This is a genomic window from Marinobacter sp. AC-23 (assembly GCF_001858325.1).
Classification (GTDB): Bacteria; Pseudomonadota; Gammaproteobacteria; order Pseudomonadales; family Oleiphilaceae; genus Marinobacter.
Genome location: NZ_MBPP01000067.1, coordinates 164,451 through 184,224, shown reverse-complemented (window position 1 = coordinate 184,224; position 19,774 = coordinate 164,451). Strand labels below are relative to the sequence as shown.

Sequence of the window (19,774 nt, the reverse complement as noted above, 5' to 3'; positions counted from 1 at the left end):
GTCGYGATACGCCACTTTGGCGATTTCGCTACCGCCTGCCACGGCAAGGAAGATTACCGATGTTAACCTCCTCTACCGCCCTTGTGTGGCTGGTTTTGTTCGCAGCTCTGTTCGCCATACCCGGCCTGATTTACGCCCGCCACAAGCAAGACAAGCTGGACGATTTTCTGGTGGCTCGTAACAGCCAGAACAGCTCCGCCACCCTGTTAACGTTGCTGGCCACCACCATGGGCACCTGGATTCTGTTCGGCCCGGCACAAGCGGCTACTTGGGGCGGTATTGGTGCGGTTACCGGCTACGCTCTGGGCGCACTGGCGCCGCGGCTCATAATGATTCCCCTGGGCCATCGCATTCGCACACTGATGCCCGAAGGCCATACCCTGACCGAGTTTGTTCTAGGCCGCTATGGCCGGGTGATGTACGGTTTCGTGCTGGTGATCATGATTTTCTATCTGTTTATCAGTCTGACGGCGGGCCTGACTGCCATCGCCAAAATGGTGTCACTGCTGGCGCCGATTCCCCTGTGGCTAACCGCCACCATCGTGATGTCGGCCACCCTGCTGTACACCCTTTACGGCGGGCTGCGGGTCACCATTTTTACCGACCGGGTACAGATGCTGGTGATTTTGCCATTTCTGGCACTGCTGATTGGTTTTGGCTGGCAAGCCACTGGCGGCCTGACCCCTGCGCTGCAGGGCCTGCAGGAAAAAGCGCCACACCTGCTGAATCCGTTGGATGTTAACGGCCTGAAATCCGGCCTGACTTTCTTTATTGCAGTGGTACTGACCGGCCTGTTTTACCAGGGCACTTGGCAGCGCATCTTCGCCGCTCGCGATAACAAGGTCATTCGCAACGGTTTTATCATCAGTGGCCTGCTGAGCTTCCCCATCATTTTCATCATGGGCCTGTTCGGGCTGGCGTTTGTGGGGCTTGGCTTGCCAGGCGATGGTTCGGTGGCGCTGTTCAGTGTGCTATTGGCAGATGTGCCACTGTGGTTTGCCATCGGCCTGCTGCCGTTCGGTCTGGCGCTAATTATGAGCAGCGCCGACTCCACCATCAGTGGGTTATCAAGCATCATGGTGGTGGATTTGCGCCGGCTGCTACCAAAGCTGAGCAATCATAGCCTGCTGTCACTGTCGCGCTGGCTGATTGTGTTGCTGTCGGTGCCGGTGCTGTTCGTTGCCGCCCAAGGTTACAGCGTGCTTTATCTGTTCCTACTGGCCGATCTACTCTGCTGCGCCGCTGCTTTCCCGGTGTTTTTTGGCTTCTACAACGCCCGCTACCAAAGCTATAACGCCGCACTCAGCACCTTTGCCGGGCTGGTTGCCGGGCTGATGGTGTTCCCGGCACCGGGCGCACCCACTACCTACCTGCTGGAATCCTTCCTGTTGGCATCGCTGGTGCCCATTGCGGTGTCTTTGCTACTGCTACTTCTACCCAAAGGAAAGCTCTTTGATTTTTCCATACTGGCGCAGCGGGTGCGGAATTTGGAGGGGTAAAAGGTCAGGCAAAATGGCCGAATTTCAGCTTCGAATCAGTTGCAAGGAAAACCACGCCCAAGGTGTACGACAAGCCGCCCACAAGCAACCACAGTAGGCCCATCAACAAATAGAGACATGTAGGTGCCAGCGATGAGCAGGAATATTGCAGAATGGTCGATAACCCGAAACCTTAGCTTCGGGTTTCCGGTCTCAGAAAATTCGGGGCACCCCAACGACGCGCCCGCAAATCCCCGAGCTACTTCTCGACAAAGGCCCGCTCGATCACATAATGCCCCATATCGCCACCCCTGGCCTCTTTGAAGCCCATGCCGTCAAGGATAGAGCAGGTGTCCTTAAGCATGCTCGGGCTGCCACAGATCATGAATCGATCATCTTCAGGATTTAAGTCGGGCAAGCCAAAATCACCGGTTATCTTGCCGCTCTGCATGGCGCGGGTAAGCCTGCCCTCATTACGGAAAGGCTCACGTGTGACCGTGGGGTAGTATTCAAGCTTGCCTTTAACCATCTCACCAAAAAACTCGTTTTCAGGCAGCGCCTCAATCTCGTGCTGGTAAGCAAGTTCTGAGGCATACCTTACGCCGTGAGTCAGGATAACCTTATCAAAGGCATCGTATACCTCCGGATCCTTGATAATGCTCATAAACGGTGCCAGACCGGTACCGGTGCTGATCAGCCACAGGTTCTTGCCGGGCAGAAGGTTGTCCAAAATGAGAGTTCCGGTAGGCTTGCGACTCACCAGAATCTCATCGCCCACCTGTATTTTCTGCAACCGAGAAGTAAGAGGGCCGTTCTGTACCTTGATAGAAAAAAACTCCAGCTCCTCTTCGTAATTTGCACTGGCAATGCTGTAGGCACGCATTAAAGGCTTGCCCTCAGTTTCTAGGCCGATCATCACGAAATGGCCATTCTTGAACCGAAACCCTGGATCACGGCTAGTTTTGAAACTAAACAAAGTATCGTTCCAGTGGTGTACGCTGGTGACGGTTTCTTTTATCAAGTTACTCATGTAAACCTCTTACCTGTCCGATTCGGCGGCGAACGTTTAAAATATGAATTGCGTAGAGTCTACCGCACCACTAACCTATCGATGAAATGGGATATTCCCATAACCTTATTCGAATACGTCGATTTAGAGCGTTTTGTTATGAAGTACAGTTTCAGGCAACTCGAAGTCTTTCTAGCCGCCGCACGCTTCCAAAACATTACTCGCGCTGCAGAATCGCTGGCTATGTCTCAGTCTGCTGCAAGCAGCGCTCTCAAGGAACTGGAAAACCAATTCGACATTCAATTATTCGACCGTGTTGGCAAGCGCCTGCAACTGAATGAACTTGGTCGGCTTTATCGCCCAAAAGTAGAAGCCGTACTCGCCCAAGCAACAGAGCTGGAGCGGGCTTTTAGCAAACACTCTGAAGTAGGCGCTCTAAAAGTTGGAGCCACCTTAACTATAGGTAACTATCTAGCTGTTGGCGTGATGGCCCAATACATGAATACCCCTACCCAGCCTCGAGTGTCACTGGAAGTGGCCAACACCAGCACCATCGCACGCAGAGTCAAAGATTTCGAACTCGATATCGGCCTCATTGAAGGCGAACTGCAATCTTCGGAGCTGGATGTCTTGCCCTGGCGCGGCGATCAGCTGGTTATCTTCTGCTCACCTGCACACCCGTTGGCAGCCAAGAAAAAACTGTCAGACGCAGATCTTCGGAACGCCACCTGGATCATGAGGGAAGAGGGCTCCGGCACCAGGCAAAGCTTTGATCGGGGCATGCAAGGCCTACTCCCGGATTTGAACGTGTTGCTGGAACTGGAACATACGGAAGCGATCAAGCGGGCGGTAGAAACGGGCTTGGGCATCGGGTGCCTGTCAGAAGTGGCGCTCGCCGACGCTTCAACCGTGGCAGCCTGATTCGCCTTGAGCCCCCCGAACATCGAAATTTCGAGCGACAGTTCTATTTTATTTTGCACAAACAAAAATATCGAAGCGCAGGAATAGACGCTTGGATAGGTCTGTGCCGCGCCCTTACCTGAGCCGGGCGCGCTCTATTCAACTGGCCCACTGTGAAACCGGAACTCACTATCCGGCTCCAGAATCAGCTGCTTTTCAATAGCTATGAACTCAGCAACCCTCTCATCCACAGCCCCCCCGTTGGCCTGCTCAGCCAGAGCAAGATAGTCACGGTAATGGCGGGCCTCAGACTTCAGCAAGCTACTGTAGAAGTCCGCTAACTCCTCATCCAGAAACGGGACCAGGGCGGCAAACCGTTCGCATGAACGGGCTTCAATAATGGCGCCCACTACCATCACATCCACCAAGCGGCCCGGATCATCCGTGCGCACGTTCTTGCGCAAGCCTGCCGCGTAGCGCGCGGGAGTCAGGTGGCAATAGGACACCCCTCGCTTATTGATAATGGCCAACACTTGCTCGAAGTGACGCAGCTCTTCCCTTGCCAGCCGAGACATTTTGTTTAGCAGGTTTGTATTTTCTACATAACGATACATCAGGCTAAGCGCCGTTGATGCTGCTTTTTTCTCACAATGGGCGTGGTCAATAAGCATCAAATCCTGGTTGGCCAGCGCGTTATCAATCCACTGTTGCGGCGTAGCGCAAGGCAGAAATTCGTGGATCTCTTGCAGGGCCTGAGCCATGGAGTCGGTTTTGTGGGGCATGATAAGCAACAACGTCAATTCAATGGGCCGACGATTATAACGCACTATCAGGTGCCTCCGACCACTGTCCAACTTAACTTTATAAGTGCTTTCCTATAGAATGCAGCGCCAACTTACCGTCTTTCCGCCATAAATCTCCCGCCAGGCGTGTTGCCAAGGTGCGGGACATACCAACTGATGAGGGTTCAAATCGTGTTAGAAGCTTATCGTGAACACGTTGCAGAACGTGCGGCTCTGGATATTCCCCCCAAGCCGCTGAATGCTGAACAAACGGCTGCTCTGGTTGAGCTGCTGAAAAACCCGCCCGCAGGCGAAGAAAACACTCTGGTTGAATTACTGGAAAACCGCATTCCACCGGGCGTGGATGAAGCCGCCTACGTGAAAGCGGCCTTCCTCACCGCGATCGTTAAAGACGAAGCAACGTCTCCGCTGCTGGACAAGCCCAAAGCAGTACAGCTGCTGGGCATGATGCAGGGCGGCTACAACATTGAAACTCTGGTGGATTTGCTCGACCACAGCGACCTGGCAGAACTGGCCGGTGAGCAGCTCAAGCGCACCCTGCTTATGTTTGACGCCTTCAACGATGTGAAGGACAAAATGGACGCTGGCAACGCCATCGCCAAGTCTGTTGTTGAATCCTGGGCCAATGGCGAGTGGTTCACCAACAAGAACAAGGTGCCCGAGAGCACCAAGATGGTTGTTTTCAAAGTAACCGGCGAAACCAACACCGACGACCTGTCCCCTGCTCCCGATGCCTGGTCCCGTCCAGACATCCCGCTGCACGCCCGCGCTGCCTATAAAATGGAACGCGACGGCCTGAAGCCAGAAGAGCAAGGCGTAACTGGCCCAATGAGCCAGATTGACGAAATTAAAGCCAAGGGTCTGCCCGTGGTCTTTGTAGGCGACGTTGTAGGTACGGGCTCTTCACGTAAGTCTGCCACCAACTCGGTACTGTGGTTCTTCGGTGACGATATTCCTGGTGTGCCGAACAAGCGTGCCGGCGGCGTGTGTATCGGTAACAAGGTTGCCCCCATCTTCTTCAACACCATGGAAGATGCTGGTGCCCTGGTATTCGAAGCACCCGTAGACGACCTGAACATGGGCGACGTGATTGAAATCCGCCCATACGATGGCAAAATCCTGAACGAAGCTGGAGAAACCATCTCCGAGTTCGGGTTTAAGTCTGAAGTTATTCTGGACGAAGTTCAGGCTGGCGGTCGTATTCCGCTAATCATCGGCCGTGGCCTGACCGCTAAGGCACGTGTCGCACTGGGTCTGGGCGCAACCGATTTGTTCCGCCTGCCGAACGACCCGGAAGCTGGCACCAAGGGCTTCACCTTGGGCCAGAAAATGGTTGGTAAGGCTTGTGGTCTGGAAGAAGGCCAAGGCGTTCGCCCTGGCACCTACTGCGAGCCACACATGACGACTGTGGGCTCCCAGGACACCACCGGCCCGATGACTCGTGACGAGCTGAAAGACCTGGCTTGCTTGGGCTTCCAGGCTGATCTGGTTATGCAGTCTTTCTGCCACACTGCAGCGTATCCGAAGCCGGTTGACGTTGAAATGCAGCACACCATGCCAGATTTCATCAAGACCCGTGGCGGTGTTTCCCTGCGCCCTGGTGACGGCATCATCCACTCCTGGCTGAACCGTATGCTGCTGCCAGATACTGTTGGCACCGGTGGCGACTCCCACACCCGTTTCCCAATGGGTATCTCGTTCCCAGCTGGCTCTGGCCTGGTAGCGTTTGCTGCCGCCACTGGCGTTATGCCATTGGACATGCCTGAATCTGTGTTGGTTCGTTTCAAAGGCGAAATGCAGCCAGGCATCACCTTGCGCGATCTGGTACACGCCATTCCGCTGTACGGCATCAAGCAAGGTATGCTGACCGTTGAGAAGAAGGGCAAGATTAACGAATTCTCCGGCCGTATTCTGGAGATCGAAGGTCTTGAGCACCTGACCGCTGAGCAAGCATTCGAGCTTTCTGACGCTTCTGCCGAGCGCTCTGCCGCGGGTTGTACTATTAACCTGTCTGAAGAGTCGGTAGCCGAGTACCTGCGTTCGAACATCACCATGTTGCGCTGGATGATTGCCGAAGGTTATGGCGATCCGCGCACGCTGGAACGTCGCGCCAAGCAAATGGAAGAGTGGATTGCCAATCCGAAGCTGATGCGGGCTGATAAAGACGCTGAGTATTCGCATGTTGTCGAGATCGATCTGGCCGACATCAAAGAGCCTATCGTGTGCTGCCCGAACGATCCAGACGACGCTCGGACCCTGTCCGAAGTGGCTGGTGACAAGGTGGACGAAGTATTCATTGGCTCCTGCATGACCAACATCGGCCACTTCCGCGCTGCTGGCAAACTGCTTGAGGCGAACAAAGAGCCGCTGAAAACCCGGCTCTGGATGTCTCCGCCAACCAAGATGGACCAGGCGCAGTTGATGGAAGAAGGTTACTTCAACATCTATGGCACAGCCGGTGTGCGCACTGAAATGCCAGGCTGTTCACTGTGCATGGGCAACCAGGCACGGGTCGCCGCCAAGAGCACGGTGTTGTCTACCTCTACCCGTAACTTCCCGAACCGTCTGGGCGACGGCGCCAACGTGTACCTGACCTCTGCGGAACTGGCATCGGTAGGCGCGATTCTGGGTAAACTGCCCTCTACCGAGGAGTACATGGAGTACGCCAAGGACCTGAACAGCATGTCGAAGGAGATTTACAAGTACCTGAACTTCGACCAAATGGAGAACTACACCACGAAGGCGGCTGAAGCGAACATCGCTTAAGCACTAACCTTTAAGGTTTAGCTCCACGAAAAACGCCAGCCGGAAGGCTGGCGTTTTTTTATGACCGTAAATCACCCCTATCGTTGCAACAGGATTTTACCAACGGCGAGACCGGATTCGAGGCGGCGGTGAGCTCGGCAATCCGGGCAAAGGTGAAACGTTCATGATCCAGTAATGGCCGGATCGCTCCCTGCTCCAGCATCTCGCTCATTGCGGATATCAGGCGTGGCTGATCATCCATACCGATACCGTGGAGCAGCGGAATTGAGCGGAAAATCACATGAAGCGTCAGACCTTTGGCATGCATCAAACTAAGATCATGAGTAGAACGGGTATTGATGGAGCAAAGTCGCCCTGAAATGACTGTTGCCTCAATGGCTCGATCCACATTTTCACTTCCTACCGTATCAAACACCAGGCTAAAGCCTTTTCCGCCGGTTAGCCTCTGCTTGTATGCATCAACCGATTCTTCACGGTAAAAAACAATATCATCCGCCCCAAGTTTCCTTGCCAACTCTGCTTTTTCGCGCGTAGATACCGTGGTGGCCACGCGCGCACCCAGATACTTTGCTATCTGAATAGCGACATGTCCCACCCCTCCCGTGCCGGCATGAATCAGAACATGCTCACCGGCCTGAATTTCTGCCCGCTCTACGAGAGCCGACCAGGCCGTTAGAAACACCAGAGGTAGTGCCGCGCACTCTACCAGCGGCAACGTCATAGACGATGTGCGTTTAGCCAGCAACCGAGCATCTGCAACCATGAAGTCTGCAAGAGCCCCCTGCCAGCCTTTAGTGCCGCCGGCGCACCCGAACACCTCATCGCCCACTGAAAAAGAGGTCACTCCCGGGCCAACCTTATCTACTATTCCCGCCACATCACCATTCAAGATCGCCGGCATGTCAGGGCCGGCCTTCACAAGCCCCGAGCGGATCTTGGTCTCAATGGGGTTAACACTGGAAGCAACTACTTTGATTCGAACCTGACCAGCAGCTGGCTCCGGTGTCTTTACCTCCCTCTCCACGAAGACCTCAGGGCCTCCATACGCTTCGATAACCATGGCTTTCATTGCAGCTCCTCCCGAGTTTCTGATCAGTAGGCAATAAGCCGTATCAGTATAGCGCCCGCCATCACGAGGGTAGTCCACTTTACCCATTGTGCGCCCGTCTCGCTCAGATTCACTTTGACGGCGACGAACGCGCCCATAATATTACCAGCGGCGAGGATCAGGCCCATGCTCCAGCGAACTTGCCCGTTAACGGCAAAAATCAGTAGCGCAGGCAGGGTGTACAACAAAATGATCGATACTTTGAACACATTTACCTGGCGCAAATCGATACGCAGCATCCGGTACAAAACCACCAGAAACAGCGCACCTACACCAACCTGAATAAATCCACCGTATACACCGATCAGAAACAGAGCGACATAAATAACCGGGCCAAGCCGATCTGGAGTTAACGGGTTAGTATCCAACTTAGGCTGGGGCAGAAGCATGAATACCGACGCTCCGATCATGGCAACAACCAGCACCCCCTCGAATACCCAGTCCGCAACCCTGGTGGCTATCCAGCGCCCAGTAGTGCCCCGAAAACAGCCGGCACCGCCAAGTGCAGGGTCACCCTAAAGTTGCCGTGCCCCAAGCGTCTGAAGCCTGCTACAGCAGTAGTACTCTGCAGCACTATTGCCACTCGGTTCGTACCGTTTGCAACCTGGGGCGGCAGCCCAAGAAACATCAAAAGAGGCAGGGTCAACATTGAGCCGCCCGCGGAAAGCACATTAATGAACCCGGCAAGGCCGCCCAGCGCAAGCAAGGCTAAGACTTCCATCACAGTCATGTATCGCCCGCAACCTTCTCTTCCCTGCCCGGTGCACCGGGGCTTATATTACGCCCACAACGACTGCTCCACACCAAAACACAGAGGAAAATCACCAGTCCGGCCCCATCTACGAGTATTTGGCCATGGGGCCAAAGCATCAATGCACCAATTGGAAACATCAACAGCCGTACCAAGAGATTAAGCTTGTGTTCAAGATAGCCTTCAAGGCCTGCAATGATTGCGTAAAGACCAAACAGAGCAAAACAGAATACCCGGATCATTTCAGTGAAGTCGCCAGTAATCAGAGGCGAATACGCAAATAGAAGCGGTACGATATACAGGCCCTTGGCAAGCTTCCAGGCGGTAAAACCGGTGCGCATCTGTGGCGTTCCCGCAATGGCGGCAGCAGCAAAGGCAGTCAAGCACACCGGTGGCGTCACGTTTGAATCCTGGGATAACCAGAAGATAACCATGTGCGCAGCCACCAACAGCATCGATAGGGCTGCTGGCGACAACGCTTGCTCTAAAAGCTGGCTGCTAAAGGTATCCGGCACCAGAGAAAGTAACTGCTGAGCAGTTGCCGCATCCATGGGCGCATCAAGCAACGACAGCTTATCGGGCGCCGCCAGCATGAAAATGGCCTTGGCCTGCTCTGGCAAGTTGCCATTCACCATCAACTCCACCAATTGGCTCTGAGCAATCAGGTTATAAATTGCAGGCGCTGAAAGCGTGGCAAGCACTATGTAAGCTGCCGTTACGGGCAAACCCATCCCCAGAATCAGAGAGGCCAGAGCGACCAATAGAATCGTGATCAGCAGACTTCCTCCCGCCCAGTCGGTAATCATCAGGGAGAACGTATTGCCGATACCTGTAGTGATACCACCATCACAATCAGGCCAACCGTAATCAGCAAAATCGCGGTGGTCGTTATGTTTCGTGTGCCCATAACCAGTGCGTCAAGAATGTCCCGAAATCCCATAGGATGCTTCGAAAGCCAAGACGCCACAACAACCGACAAAATGGCGATCCCAGCGGCATAGGTAGGCGTAAATCCATGCACAAGCGCTGCGACAAGAACAATCAGAGGCAACAAAAAGTGCCAACCTCCTTTGAGGACGTCCTTAAGTGAAGGCGCCGCATCGTCTTCCAGTTTAACGGCGTGGCTGCGCTTGGCCTCGATACGCACAAACATGGCCACCGAAATAAAATAAAGGAGCGCCGGCAAAGCGGCAACGCCAATGATGGTGAGGTATGAAACTTGAGTATAGGAGGCCATGATAAACGCCCCTGCCCCATCACTGGCGGCATCAATTGGCCACCCGTGGAGGCGGCCGCTTCAACGCCAGCTGCAAAACGTGCCGGAAAGCCCGCCTTTCGCATCAGAGGGATGGTGATAACACCGGTAGACACCGTATTTGCAACGCTGGAGCCTGAGACCGACCCCATAAGGCCGGAGGCGAACACCGCGACAAACCCTGGGCCACCCACAAACCTGCCGGCGGCACAACGGGCCAGTTCGATAATAAAGTCCCCTGCCCCGGACTTTACCAGGAAGGCCCCGAACAGAATAAACATGAACACGTAAGTCCAGGATATCCGGGCAATAGACCCGAGCATGCCCTGGCCACCGATATAAGAGCGATAAAGAACCGTCTCCCAGGACAGGCCCGGGAAATTAAACAGGCCATCTACATACTGGCCCCACCAGGCCACATACGTCAGTGCAACGACACACAGAACGGGAATAAACCAACCAACTGTTCGGCGAGCAACTCCAGCACAAGCACCACCGAAACAATGGAGACAACCCAGTCACCGGTGTCAAAATTAAACCCCCGCTGATACAGATCATCTTCAAAGATAATCAGGTAAAACGCACAGCCTAGCGCGGTTAGCCCCAACATCACATCAACACCCAGAACCATCCGCTGCCCTCCTATCGAGCGAGCCTTGAACATGGGTGTGGTAAGCGTACAAAGAAGACCAAAAAGGCCGAAGTGCAAGGCGGAACTCCACAGCTCCGACAATGTAGAGACGGTATTAAAATAGAGGTGCACGAGCGCTGTGCCGATAGCGAGCCAGAAAATCACCGGCCCAAGCAACCGGTGACTCAATCGTTCGCTTGCCTCACTGACACTCTCGTCGCGAACTGCAATGGCCGGCTCGCTATCTGTATTGTCAGCCACCATTATTGCGCAATCAGTCGCTCAGGAATCTTTAGCCCCTGCTCCTGATAAAACCGCACGGCCCCGGGGTGGAGCGGCAAAGGTAAGCCGGCAATCGCTTTTTCAAGCGCCATCGCTTTGGTTGCCGGGTGAATGTTGTTCAAAAACGGCAAGTTGTTATAGATGGTTTTCGTTATTTCATAAACATCATTCTCGGGAACATCCGCACGGACGGCGAGGATATTAGGCTGTGCAATCGTATTGATATCCTCATCCTGCTTCGGGTACGTGCCCGCAGGAATGGTATATGGTGTCCACAGCTCAAAGTCACTATTAACCTGTGCAACCTGCTCCGGCGTGAAGTTCAGGGTGGTAATTTCACTCCCCATGTTGGCATAGGCCTGGTTACCGCAGCGGCGGGCACACCGGCGGGTATGTTCATACCATCAATATTGCCATTTTGCAGGGCGTCTGCACTGGGACCGTAGCCCAGATAGGCAAGATTTATCTTTTCCAGATCAATGCCGACTTTGCCAAGAATAAAACGGCCAGAACCTTCGGTGCCTGAATTCCTGGCGCCAATGGAGAAGCTCTCGCCATAAAGGTTGGTCATATCCTCGATAGTGCCGGTTTTCGTAACGTCTTTGGTCACAACAAAGTGCTCTACATTTTGCCAAAGCATGGAAACCGAACGCAGGTTTTTATAAGCCTTGGGAACCGGTCCTGTGCCATTCCAGGCGTAGGCACCATAAAGCCCCTGAAGAATACCGAACTGGATCTGGTCTTCGTCCATAAGCTTCAGGTTTTCACCAGAGCCAGCCGAACTGATCGCAGAAACTGATATGTTAGTTGTAGGCTCAAGCTTGACCTTGATAAGAGTTGAAATAGCGACACCGACGGGATAATAGGTTCCCCCGGTTGTTGCCGTACCCATCACATAATTCCCTTCCGCCTGAACGCCTGTCGAGAGAGAAACCACGGCAGCGGCCAACAGCCCCGACGCGCACTTGAGGATTCTATCCGTACTCATAAAGCGGCTCCTTGTTATCTTTATTTTGGCTCACACTTGAAAGTGTAACTTTATAAAGGTAGCTGCACTGCATGAGATCTACCAGCTAAGCACCAAACTTTGGCTACAAAAAAAGGGCTCCCGCAGGAGCCCCTTTCTTACCTCAAGCGTCTTTCGCGCTATCGGTTATTCTTGAGTAGCTGCCTGATATTCATTTGCATCGGAAGTGGCAAGACTCACCACCACGATAGCAATGAAGGAAGCCACAAAGCCTGGCATGATTTTATAGACGCCAGGGCCACCCATGAACTCACTGTTCCAGCCCAAGGATACCCAGATCATAGCGGTACCGGCACCAGCAATCAGACCCGCGAGTGCACCAGCGCCATTCGTGCGCGGCCACATGAGTGCGAGAATGATCAGCGGACCAAACGCAGAGCCAAAGCCAGCCCAGGCGTTACCGACCAGACTTAGAACATTTGAGGTGGGGTCAGAGGCGATAACCGCTGCAACAAGACCAACAAGCACTACGCATACACGGCCAACATTTACACACTCCCGGTCACCTGCTTCTTTGCGCAGGAACAAGCGGTAAAAATCCTCTGTCAGGGAAGACGACGCCACCAGAAGCTGGCTGGAAATGGTGCTCATTACCGCGGCCAGCAAGGCTGCATACAGGAAGCCTGTGATCAGCGGATGGAACAGCAAGTCTGCGAGAATAATAAAGATAGTTTCGGGATCGTCAATTTGAATGCCATTACGCACTGCGTAGGCACGGCCGAAAATACCCAGACCAATCGCACCAATCAGAGAGATAGCCATCCAGGACATGCCGATGTTACGAGCAGTCGGAACTTCTTTCACTGAACGGATTGCCATGAAGCGAACGATGATGTGCGGCTGACCAAAGTAACCCAAGCCCCAGGTCACTGCTGAGAGCCATCCCACGAGCGTAAGCCCTTCTGTCCAGGAGAGCAGAGTGGGATCCACCTCATTCAGCGTAGCTGTCGCCTGGGCGAAACCGCCACCGCCTTCACCAAACAGCACAACAGCCGGCATAAGAACCAACGCCACCATCATGATGCAACCTTGAACAAAGTCGGTCATGCTCACAGCCAAGAACCCGCCAACCACTGTGTAGGCAAGTACCACACCCAGTGTTATGACGATACCCACGCCGTAGTCACCCATGCCACCGAGGTTGAAAATTCCGGCGAATGCACTTTCAAACAGCTTGCCGCCTGCTACCAGACCTGACGCTGTATAAACCGAGAAGAACACAACAATGACGATTGCTGATACGGTTCGCAGTGGCAATGCCTGAGTAGGAAAACGATTGGCCAAAAAGGCTGGAATAGTCAGGCGTTGCCGTAAGAAACTGTTTGAGCACGCAGCCTGGGAGCAACAATAACCCAGTTAATGAACGCACCTACAAACAGACCAATGCCGATCCACGCTGAAGCAAGACCTGACACATACATCGCCCCTGGGAGACCCAGAAGCAACCATCCGCTCATGTCGGAGGCGCCAGCAGACAAAGCCGCTACCTTGGGACTTAGCCCCCTACCGCCAAGCATGTAATCCTCGGATGAAGAGGTGGATGTGCGCATGGCAAAAATGCCGATGCCTATCATCACCGCAAAATAAGCAAATAGACTGATCCAAACACCAATAGCCATGGGACTCCTCCGGTTTAATGAGTCGGATTATAACCGATCTCAAAGCACAGACCTGACACGAGTGCCAGCTTACTGTGTCGTTCTTCTTGTTAACTCGAATTCCTTCCGAACTTGAGCAAGGTCACGTATCGCACATTCGACCTTAACTATAGTTAAGTATCCACAATTTGCGACCGAAACTGTCACCAAGTTGGCAGGTTGGGTTTTAACATGATCAGACTAGTATCACTACGTATATCCGGCTTACAAAATCCTACGATTCTTTTGCAGAATTCTACGGGAGTAGGTTGATATCAGGCCAAATCAAGCAACATTATCATTAACTTGCAGCCTAGCGGGGGTTGTTCCCTTATATTTACGCAATGAATTGGTCAGCGCACTCTGAGACGAAAAGCCAACTCGATAACTGATTTCCGATACGGACAGGGACGTCGAGGCCAACAAGGTGATGGCCTGATTGAGACGAGTCTGCAAAAGAAACTGATGCGGGGTCGTCCCAACCACCTCACGAAATACTTCATGGAAGCGACTGACGCTCAGGCAGGCTTCACTGGCTAACTCCTGCACCGTCACCTTCCGATGCAGGTTAGCTCGGATATAGCGGTGCATGGCTTCCGGGCTTAGGCTATGTCGGTTAGGCGCAGCAACCTTGCTGTCAACAATTCGATCCGCCATACAATACAAAATACTGGCTGCGAGATGGCCATGCATTGCACGATTATCGGGCGACCGATCAAATTCGCCAGCGGCAAACTGAACCAACCCCTGCAAGCGGCTATCCATTTGGACCGTACGGGTTTTTTCGAACACTCGTACCATACGCTCATAGTCAGCGTGGGCAGGGCTAGTGATTGCAGGGGTTGAAGGATCAACATTGATGACTAAAACGTGATTCTGATGATCACCACAGTAATCGTGCCGAGCATCCGTGGGCACGAGACAAGCTTTCCACGTATCCAGGTGAGAACCAGTTCCGTCTACGCTCAAATCTGCTTCGCCATGAACACCCACCACTATCTGATGATGCTCATGGCGATGCTGGTGAGATGCGGTTGGTAGCTTAAGCAATCGGGCATCCAGCATAGACGCAACCGGAACCTTTGAGTGAGAATATTAATCGATTAAAGCAGATCTGACCGGAACTTGCACATAAGTTCGCTGACTCTGGCGCTTACCTGCTCCAACGATGCGGCCGCGTTCACAATATTGTAACGAGCAGGCTCGGCTTGCGCGCGAGCCAGATACGTGTCGCGAATGCGTTGAAAAAAAGACACAGTCTCCTGTTCAAACCGGTCTAATTGCCCACGCTGTCTTGCCCGGGACATGCCGGTTTCAACCGGCGCATCCAGCAAAACCACGTGATCTGGGCGCATTTCACCCTGAACCAGGTTTTCCAACAACGCAATCCGCTCACTTGGAACCCCACGCCCTCCCCCCTGGTAGGCAAAGGTCGCATCGGTAAAGCGATCACACAGCACCCACTGCCCTTTTTCAAGAGCGGGGAAAATATAGGTATGCAGATGTTGCGCCCGGGCGGCAAACATCAGGAGCAGTTCAGTGAGTTCGTTTACCGGCTCATCCCGCGGTGCCAAAAGCACCTCACGAATTGCCTCAGCCATGGGGGTGCCGCCAGGCTCACGGGTAACAATACAATCGACACCAAGATGTTTCAGGGCTTCAGCAGCATTGGCGATTTGGGTGGACTTACCCACCCCTTCGGTGCCTTCAAAGGTAATAAACCGGCCACGAACCGTCATTCTTTATCGTCCTTAACCGCTGGCGACGACCGGTAGTCCGATCGACGATTCAACTGAAACGCGCGAACCGCCTTCTGGTGCTCCGCCAGTGTATCGGAAAACTTATGAGTGCCGTCACCGCGCGCCACAAAGTACAGGGCGCTTCCAGAATCCGGGTGCAGCGAAGCATGGATGGCCTCACGGCCAGGCAAAGCGATGGGCGTAGGTGGCAATCCGTTGATGCGGTAAGTGTTATACGGCGTGTGGGTACGAAGATCCCGGGTGCCTATACGGCCCTTATACTTGTCTCCCATACCGTAAATTACGGTAGGGTCCGTCTGTAACCGCATGCCTTTTTGCAGGCGCCGAACAAACACACCGGCTACCTGACCCCGCTCATGGGGGGCGCCAGTTTCCCGCTCTACAATAGATGCCATAATCAACGCCTCATAGGCGCTATCATAGGGTAGACCTTCTTCCCTGCCTTCCCACTCCTCGGCAAGAACATTTTCCATGCGTTGGAACGAGCGCTGAAGCAGGTCAAGATCCGATTCGCTGCTGGTAAAAAGATAAGTATCTGGAAAGAAACGTCCTTCCGGATGCTCGCCTGCAGCACCAACCGCCTCCATGATTTGCGCATCCGACCACTGGGCGGTGAGCTTCTCGAGACGCTCTGTAGACGCGAGCGCAGCGCGCATGTCACTGAAAGCCCAGCCTTCAATAAACTGAACAGACCAGTGCTTTGTGTCGCCCTCAACCATCTTTTCAAGCATGACTTCAGCGGTCATACCGTCGGTGAACTCATATTCGCCGGCTTTAATTTTGGCCTGATCAGGGTACAAACGGCCATAAATCCGCACCCACAGGCTCTTCTCAACCAGTCCACGAGTCTCTAGTTGTCTGGCGACACCACTGAATGCAGTCCCGGAAGACACATCAAAAAGCACCGGTTCGGTCATGAAAACCGGCTTTGACAGCGAGCCCAGCCCCTGCCAAACCCACAAACCTGTACCCGCACCAACCAGTACGGCAGCACAAATAACCGCAACCAATAGTTTTTTGAACAAACGAATTATTCCAGTAGCTCGAGAGGATTGAAGATTGTCGCAAGTCCGTCACCCACAGGCAAATCCTGGCCAGCCAGACAACGCACGGGAACAACACCCATAACACTATTCAGAAGATAAACCCCCAGGCATTGCGAGCCCATTACATCCCCGATATCTAAAGATCGCTCAACCACCACCTCGCCCCGGGATCTGAGCTTTTCCAGCACCCACTGGCGCATTATGCCAGTGACAGCCAGGCTCTTGGCCGGCGGTGTTACCCATCCTTCAAGCTCTTTGATGAGGATATTTGTGCGGGTTCCCTCAACCAGGTTGCCGCCAGCGTCTGACATAAGAACTTCAAACAAATCACCGTGAATCTCTCTGGAGGCCATAACCTGCTCCAGCCGGTTGAGAGATTTAATGCCCGCAAGTAAGGGGTTCACCGTGAGTGGCACTCGTGAAAAGTCTGCGGCCACACCAGAGCCCGCCGGAGCTATAGGCATAGAGCTGGAAGATACTAGCAGGTTTGGCCGAACCCCCATCCCTGGCTGGTAGCCGCGACCACCCTCTCCACGAGTAAGTGTCAGCTTGAGCACCCAGCCGCCTTCAGCTTGCTGATTCGTATATCGGCCAGCGTAACGAGTAACCGCTGCGGTGCAGGCTTTGCGAAGGTCGGTAAGGGCAATGGGAATCCCCAACCTGCCAGCATCACGCACCATTCGATCCAGATGCCGAGACAAAAGCACACCACGGTCGCCATGCATTCTTATGGTTTCGAACAGGCCATCACCATAAGCCGCGCCCCGATCACCGGGTGGAAAGCCGCGTTCGTCGGCCCAGTACAGGTTAAACATGAAGTTTCAGCCTTCGTAACGGCGCACAATCAATGTGCCGTTGGTACCACCAAAGCCGAACGAATTAGACAAGGCGACGCGAACATCGCTTTTGCGACTCGTATGGGGGACAAGATCCAAATCGCAGCCTTCATCAGGGTTATCAAGATTAATAGTGGGCGGCAGCACGCCGTCCCTTATGGCAAGCAGCGAAAAAATCGCTTCAACTGCGCCCGCAGCACCCAACAAGTGCCCGGTCATCGACTTGGTACTGCTCATGGCCAACTTGTTCGCGTGATCACCAAAGACTCGCTTAACGGCCGCAATTTCTGCCACATCGCCAACCTGTGTTGAGGTTCCATGGGCGTTGATATAATCAACCTCTTCGGGCTCCAGCCCGGCATCACGCAGCGCATTTATCATCGCGCGCGCTGCGCCTTCGCCATTTTCAGGTGGCGCAGTAATATGGTGAGCATCATCACTCATCCCAAAGCCGACCAGCTCACCATAGATGGTTGCACCGCGCTTTTTGGCATGCTCCAGCTCTTCGAGCACCACCACCCCGGCACCGTCACTGAGTACAAAGCCATCCCTGTCTTTATCCCAGGGGCGGCTGGCTTTTTCTGGCTCATCGTTGCGGGTGGACAGAGCCCGGGCCGAGGAAAACGCTGCAATACCTGTGCGCGTTGTGGCCATTTCGGATCCGCCGGCCAGCATGACGTCTGCATCGCCGTATGCAATGGTACGCGCCGCGTACCCAATATTATGGGTCCCTGTGGTGCAGGCTGTGACTATCGCAATATTTGGCCCCTGATAACCAAACCGAATAGCAGCATTGCCGGAAATCATGTTTATCACCGACGCTGGAACAAAAAACGGTGATACTTTGCGCGGGCCGGATTTCTCCATTATCAACACGTTTTTTTCGATGTACTCCAGACCACCAATGCCGGACCCGATGGCGATACCGGCACGTTCGCGGTCCAGTTCGCTGTATTCCCCAAGGCCACTGTGATCTACCGCTTGTTGAGCAGCGATCAAGCCATAATGAATAAACGCATCCAGTTTTCTAGCTTCTTTGGAAGAAAGGTAGGGCTCCAGATCAAGGTCTTTAATCGCACCACCAATTCGGGCGCTGTAATCGGTGGCATCGAAGCGGTCGATCATACCAATTCCGCTACGGCCGGCGAGTATGCCCTCCCAGGAAGACGCCACGTCGTTTCCCAGTGGAGACAACATTCCCATACCCGTGATAACAACCCGTCGTTTACCCATAACCCTGCTCACCTGATCTTTTTCATCTGTCGGTTTCTTGAATAAACCCTGAGTAGGGGCCATTCACAGGCAATAAAAAAGCCGTCCCTCACTGAATGACAAGGACGGCTTTTGCCTGGCTAACTTAACTGCAGAGTATCAGGTATGCGCGACGATGTAGTCGATCGCGTCCTGAACACTGGCCAGTTTTTCGGCTTCTTCATCTGGAATTTCAGTTTCAAATTCCTCTTCCAGCGCCATGACCAGCTCAACGGTGTCCAGTGAGTCAGCGCCAAGATCCTCTACAAAAGAAGATGAGTTCTGAACCTCGGACTCTTTAACGCCCAACTGTTCACAAACGATCTTCTTAACGCGCTCTTCAACTGTACTCATAATGTCCTCACTTTGTGTATCAACCAAGCAACTCAAGTGCTGCCAGTTAGTGTAAACCCTACCTGCAAACAAGCAGGGATTCGGTTAAACATGTTGTGCGACAAGGGGTTGCGCACGAGCTCCGAAACCGGAGCTTATCCCATGTACATTCCGCCATTCACGTGGATGGTTTCTCCAGTCACGTAACCAGCAACATCCGATGCCAAAAAAGCAACCAAGGCTGCGACTTCTTCCGGCTGCCCCAGACGACCCGCGGGTATAATTTCCAGCATAGCCTCGCGTTGCTTGTCGTCCAGTTTTTTTGTCATATCTGTGTCGATAAATCCGGGCGCAACGCAGTTCGCTGTGATGCCACGATTCGACATTTCCTTCGCCAGACTACGGGTAAAACCCTCTACACCCGCCTTTGCAGCGCAGTAATTAGCCTGCCCGGCGTTACCCATGCTGGCAACCACGGAGCTTACGTTTATAACGCGCCCCCAACGTGCCTTCGCCATACCTCGTAAAACAGCTTTACTGGTACGGTACACGCTTGAGAGGTTGGTTTCGAGCACCGACGCCCAGTCGTCGTCTTTTAATCGCATTAGCAGATTATCACGGGTTATTCCCGCGTTATTAACTAAAATCAAAGGCGCACCGGATTTTTCGGCTATCTCTTTCAAGCCAGCATCAATGCTTTCCGGATCGGCAACGTTCATCACAATGCCGTAGCCCTTCACGCCTGCAGCCTGAAGGGTGTCCGTAATGGTCGCTGCCCCCTCTGCACTGGTGGCCGTACCCACAACCTCAGCACCTTGTTTAGCAAGGGCTAAGGCGATCGCTTTTCCAATTCCCCGGGTAGCACCGGTTATCAGTGCTGTTTTGCCTTCCAGAGACATGC

The 19,774-nt window shown here is 53.6% G+C and carries 13 protein-coding genes and 6 pseudogenes; 3 read left to right on the top strand and 16 right to left on the bottom strand.

What is annotated here, in order from left to right:
- The first annotated feature begins 59 nt into the window (after positions 1-59).
- Entirely contained in the window at positions 60-1,499 is a 1,440-nt protein-coding gene (locus tag BCA33_RS17585; RefSeq protein WP_071267873.1) for a sodium:solute symporter, read from the top strand.
- Between the two features lie 238 nt (positions 1,500-1,737).
- On the opposite strand, the gene BCA33_RS17580 is transcribed toward BCA33_RS17585, so the two are convergent.
- On the bottom strand, positions 1,738-2,508 hold the full coding sequence (locus BCA33_RS17580) for a ferredoxin--NADP reductase (RefSeq protein ID WP_071267871.1): 771 nt from the start codon (positions 2,506-2,508) through the stop codon (positions 1,738-1,740).
- Between the two features lie 138 nt (positions 2,509-2,646).
- On the opposite strand from BCA33_RS17580, the pseudogene BCA33_RS17575 reads away from it, so the two are divergent.
- Positions 2,647-3,530: pseudogene (locus BCA33_RS17575) on the top strand (LysR substrate-binding domain-containing protein).
- 12 nt (positions 3,531-3,542) lie between these two features.
- On the opposite strand, the gene BCA33_RS17570 reads toward BCA33_RS17575, so the two are convergent.
- The gene (locus BCA33_RS17570) at positions 3,543-4,148 is read right to left on the bottom strand and encodes a tRNA-(ms[2]io[6]A)-hydroxylase (RefSeq protein WP_071267901.1); all 606 of its coding nucleotides are present in this window, start codon (positions 4,146-4,148) and stop codon (positions 3,543-3,545) included.
- 213 nt (positions 4,149-4,361) lie between these two features.
- On the opposite strand from BCA33_RS17570, the gene BCA33_RS17565 reads away from it, so the two are divergent.
- A complete protein-coding gene (locus BCA33_RS17565; RefSeq protein WP_071267899.1) occupies positions 4,362-6,956 on the top strand; it encodes a bifunctional aconitate hydratase 2/2-methylisocitrate dehydratase in 2,595 nt (864 codons plus the stop codon).
- A 58-nt stretch (positions 6,957-7,014) separates the two neighbouring features.
- Here the strand turns inward: BCA33_RS17565 and BCA33_RS17560 are convergent, their stop codons facing one another.
- The 14 genes and pseudogenes from BCA33_RS17560 to fabG all read right to left on the bottom strand — a co-directional run bounded on the left by BCA33_RS17560 (position 7,015) and on the right by fabG (position 19,772).
- A complete protein-coding gene (locus BCA33_RS17560; RefSeq protein ID WP_254774561.1) occupies positions 7,015-8,025 on the bottom strand; it encodes a zinc-dependent alcohol dehydrogenase family protein in 1,011 nt (336 codons plus the stop codon).
- 23 nt (positions 8,026-8,048) lie between these two features.
- A pseudogene (locus tag BCA33_RS17555) lies at positions 8,049-8,713 on the bottom strand (sulfite exporter TauE/SafE family protein).
- Between the two features lie 77 nt (positions 8,714-8,790).
- Positions 8,791-10,052, bottom strand: a pseudogene (locus BCA33_RS17550) (TRAP transporter permease).
- A 74-nt stretch (positions 10,053-10,126) separates the two neighbouring features.
- Positions 10,127-10,489 (bottom strand): annotated as a pseudogene (locus tag BCA33_RS22925) (TRAP transporter large permease subunit); the annotation flags it as partial.
- A gap of 5 nt (positions 10,490-10,494) precedes the next feature.
- Positions 10,495-10,965 carry a hypothetical protein gene (locus BCA33_RS22300; RefSeq protein WP_254774559.1) on the bottom strand — a complete coding sequence of 157 codons (471 nt, stop codon included), beginning with the start codon at positions 10,963-10,965 and terminating at the stop codon, positions 10,495-10,497.
- Positions 10,965-11,971: pseudogene (locus BCA33_RS17545) on the bottom strand (TAXI family TRAP transporter solute-binding subunit). The gene BCA33_RS22300 and the pseudogene BCA33_RS17545 overlap by 1 nt, the downstream one beginning before the upstream one ends.
- 165 nt (positions 11,972-12,136) lie before the next feature.
- Positions 12,137-13,629: pseudogene (gene putP, locus BCA33_RS17540) on the bottom strand (sodium/proline symporter PutP).
- A 303-nt stretch (positions 13,630-13,932) separates the two neighbouring features.
- Positions 13,933-14,712 carry an AraC family transcriptional regulator gene (locus BCA33_RS17535; RefSeq protein ID WP_071267869.1) on the bottom strand — a complete coding sequence of 260 codons (780 nt, stop codon included), beginning with the start codon at positions 14,710-14,712 and terminating at the stop codon, positions 13,933-13,935.
- Between the two features lie 38 nt (positions 14,713-14,750).
- Positions 14,751-15,386: a dTMP kinase gene (tmk, locus tag BCA33_RS17530; protein ID WP_071267867.1), complete on the bottom strand. Its 636-nt coding sequence runs from the start codon at positions 15,384-15,386 to the stop codon at positions 14,751-14,753.
- Positions 15,383-16,432 (bottom strand): endolytic transglycosylase MltG, encoded by a 1,050-nt coding sequence (mltG, locus tag BCA33_RS17525; RefSeq protein WP_071267865.1) that lies wholly within the window; start codon positions 16,430-16,432, stop codon positions 15,383-15,385. The genes tmk and mltG overlap by 4 nt, the downstream gene beginning before the upstream one ends.
- A 5-nt stretch (positions 16,433-16,437) precedes the next feature.
- The gene (locus BCA33_RS17520) at positions 16,438-17,268 is read right to left on the bottom strand and encodes an aminotransferase class IV (RefSeq protein WP_071267863.1); all 831 of its coding nucleotides are present in this window, start codon (positions 17,266-17,268) and stop codon (positions 16,438-16,440) included.
- Positions 17,269-17,274: 6 nt separating this feature from the next.
- Positions 17,275-18,522: a beta-ketoacyl-ACP synthase II gene (gene fabF, locus BCA33_RS17515; RefSeq protein ID WP_071267897.1), complete on the bottom strand. Its 1,248-nt coding sequence runs from the start codon at positions 18,520-18,522 to the stop codon at positions 17,275-17,277.
- Between the two features lie 138 nt (positions 18,523-18,660).
- Positions 18,661-18,894 (bottom strand): acyl carrier protein, encoded by a 234-nt coding sequence (gene acpP, locus BCA33_RS17510; RefSeq protein ID WP_012136033.1) that lies wholly within the window; start codon positions 18,892-18,894, stop codon positions 18,661-18,663.
- 134 nt (positions 18,895-19,028) lie between these two features.
- Positions 19,029-19,772: a 3-oxoacyl-ACP reductase FabG gene (gene fabG / locus BCA33_RS17505; protein ID WP_071267861.1), complete on the bottom strand. Its 744-nt coding sequence runs from the start codon at positions 19,770-19,772 to the stop codon at positions 19,029-19,031.
- Positions 19,773-19,774 lie beyond the last annotated feature (2 nt).

Coding starts and splice junctions, on each gene's coding strand:
- BCA33_RS17560 (WP_254774561.1), bottom strand. CDS start 8,025: ATGAAAGCCATGGTTATCGAAGCGTATGGAGGCCCTGAGGTCTTCGTG.
- fabF (WP_071267897.1), bottom strand. CDS start 18,522: ATGGGTAAACGACGGGTTGTTATCACGGGTATGGGAATGTTGTCTCCA.
- BCA33_RS17535 (WP_071267869.1), bottom strand. CDS start 14,712: ATGCTGGATGCCCGATTGCTTAAGCTACCAACCGCATCTCACCAGCAT.
- BCA33_RS17570 (WP_071267901.1), bottom strand. CDS start 4,148: ATGGCTCAGGCCCTGCAAGAGATCCACGAATTTCTGCCTTGCGCTACG.
- tmk (WP_071267867.1), bottom strand. CDS start 15,386: ATGACGGTTCGTGGCCGGTTTATTACCTTTGAAGGCACCGAAGGGGTG.
- fabG (WP_071267861.1), bottom strand. CDS start 19,772: ATGTCTCTGGAAGGCAAAACAGCACTGATAACCGGTGCTACCCGGGGA.
- BCA33_RS17580 (WP_071267871.1), bottom strand. CDS start 2,508: ATGAGTAACTTGATAAAAGAAACCGTCACCAGCGTACACCACTGGAAC.
- BCA33_RS17520 (WP_071267863.1), bottom strand. CDS start 17,268: ATGTTTAACCTGTACTGGGCCGACGAACGCGGCTTTCCACCCGGTGAT.
- acpP (WP_012136033.1), bottom strand. CDS start 18,894: ATGAGTACAGTTGAAGAGCGCGTTAAGAAGATCGTTTGTGAACAGTTG.
- BCA33_RS17585 (WP_071267873.1), top strand. CDS start 60: ATGTTAACCTCCTCTACCGCCCTTGTGTGGCTGGTTTTGTTCGCAGCT.
- BCA33_RS22300 (WP_254774559.1), bottom strand. CDS start 10,965: ATGGTGGCTGACAATACAGATAGCGAGCCGGCCATTGCAGTTCGCGAC.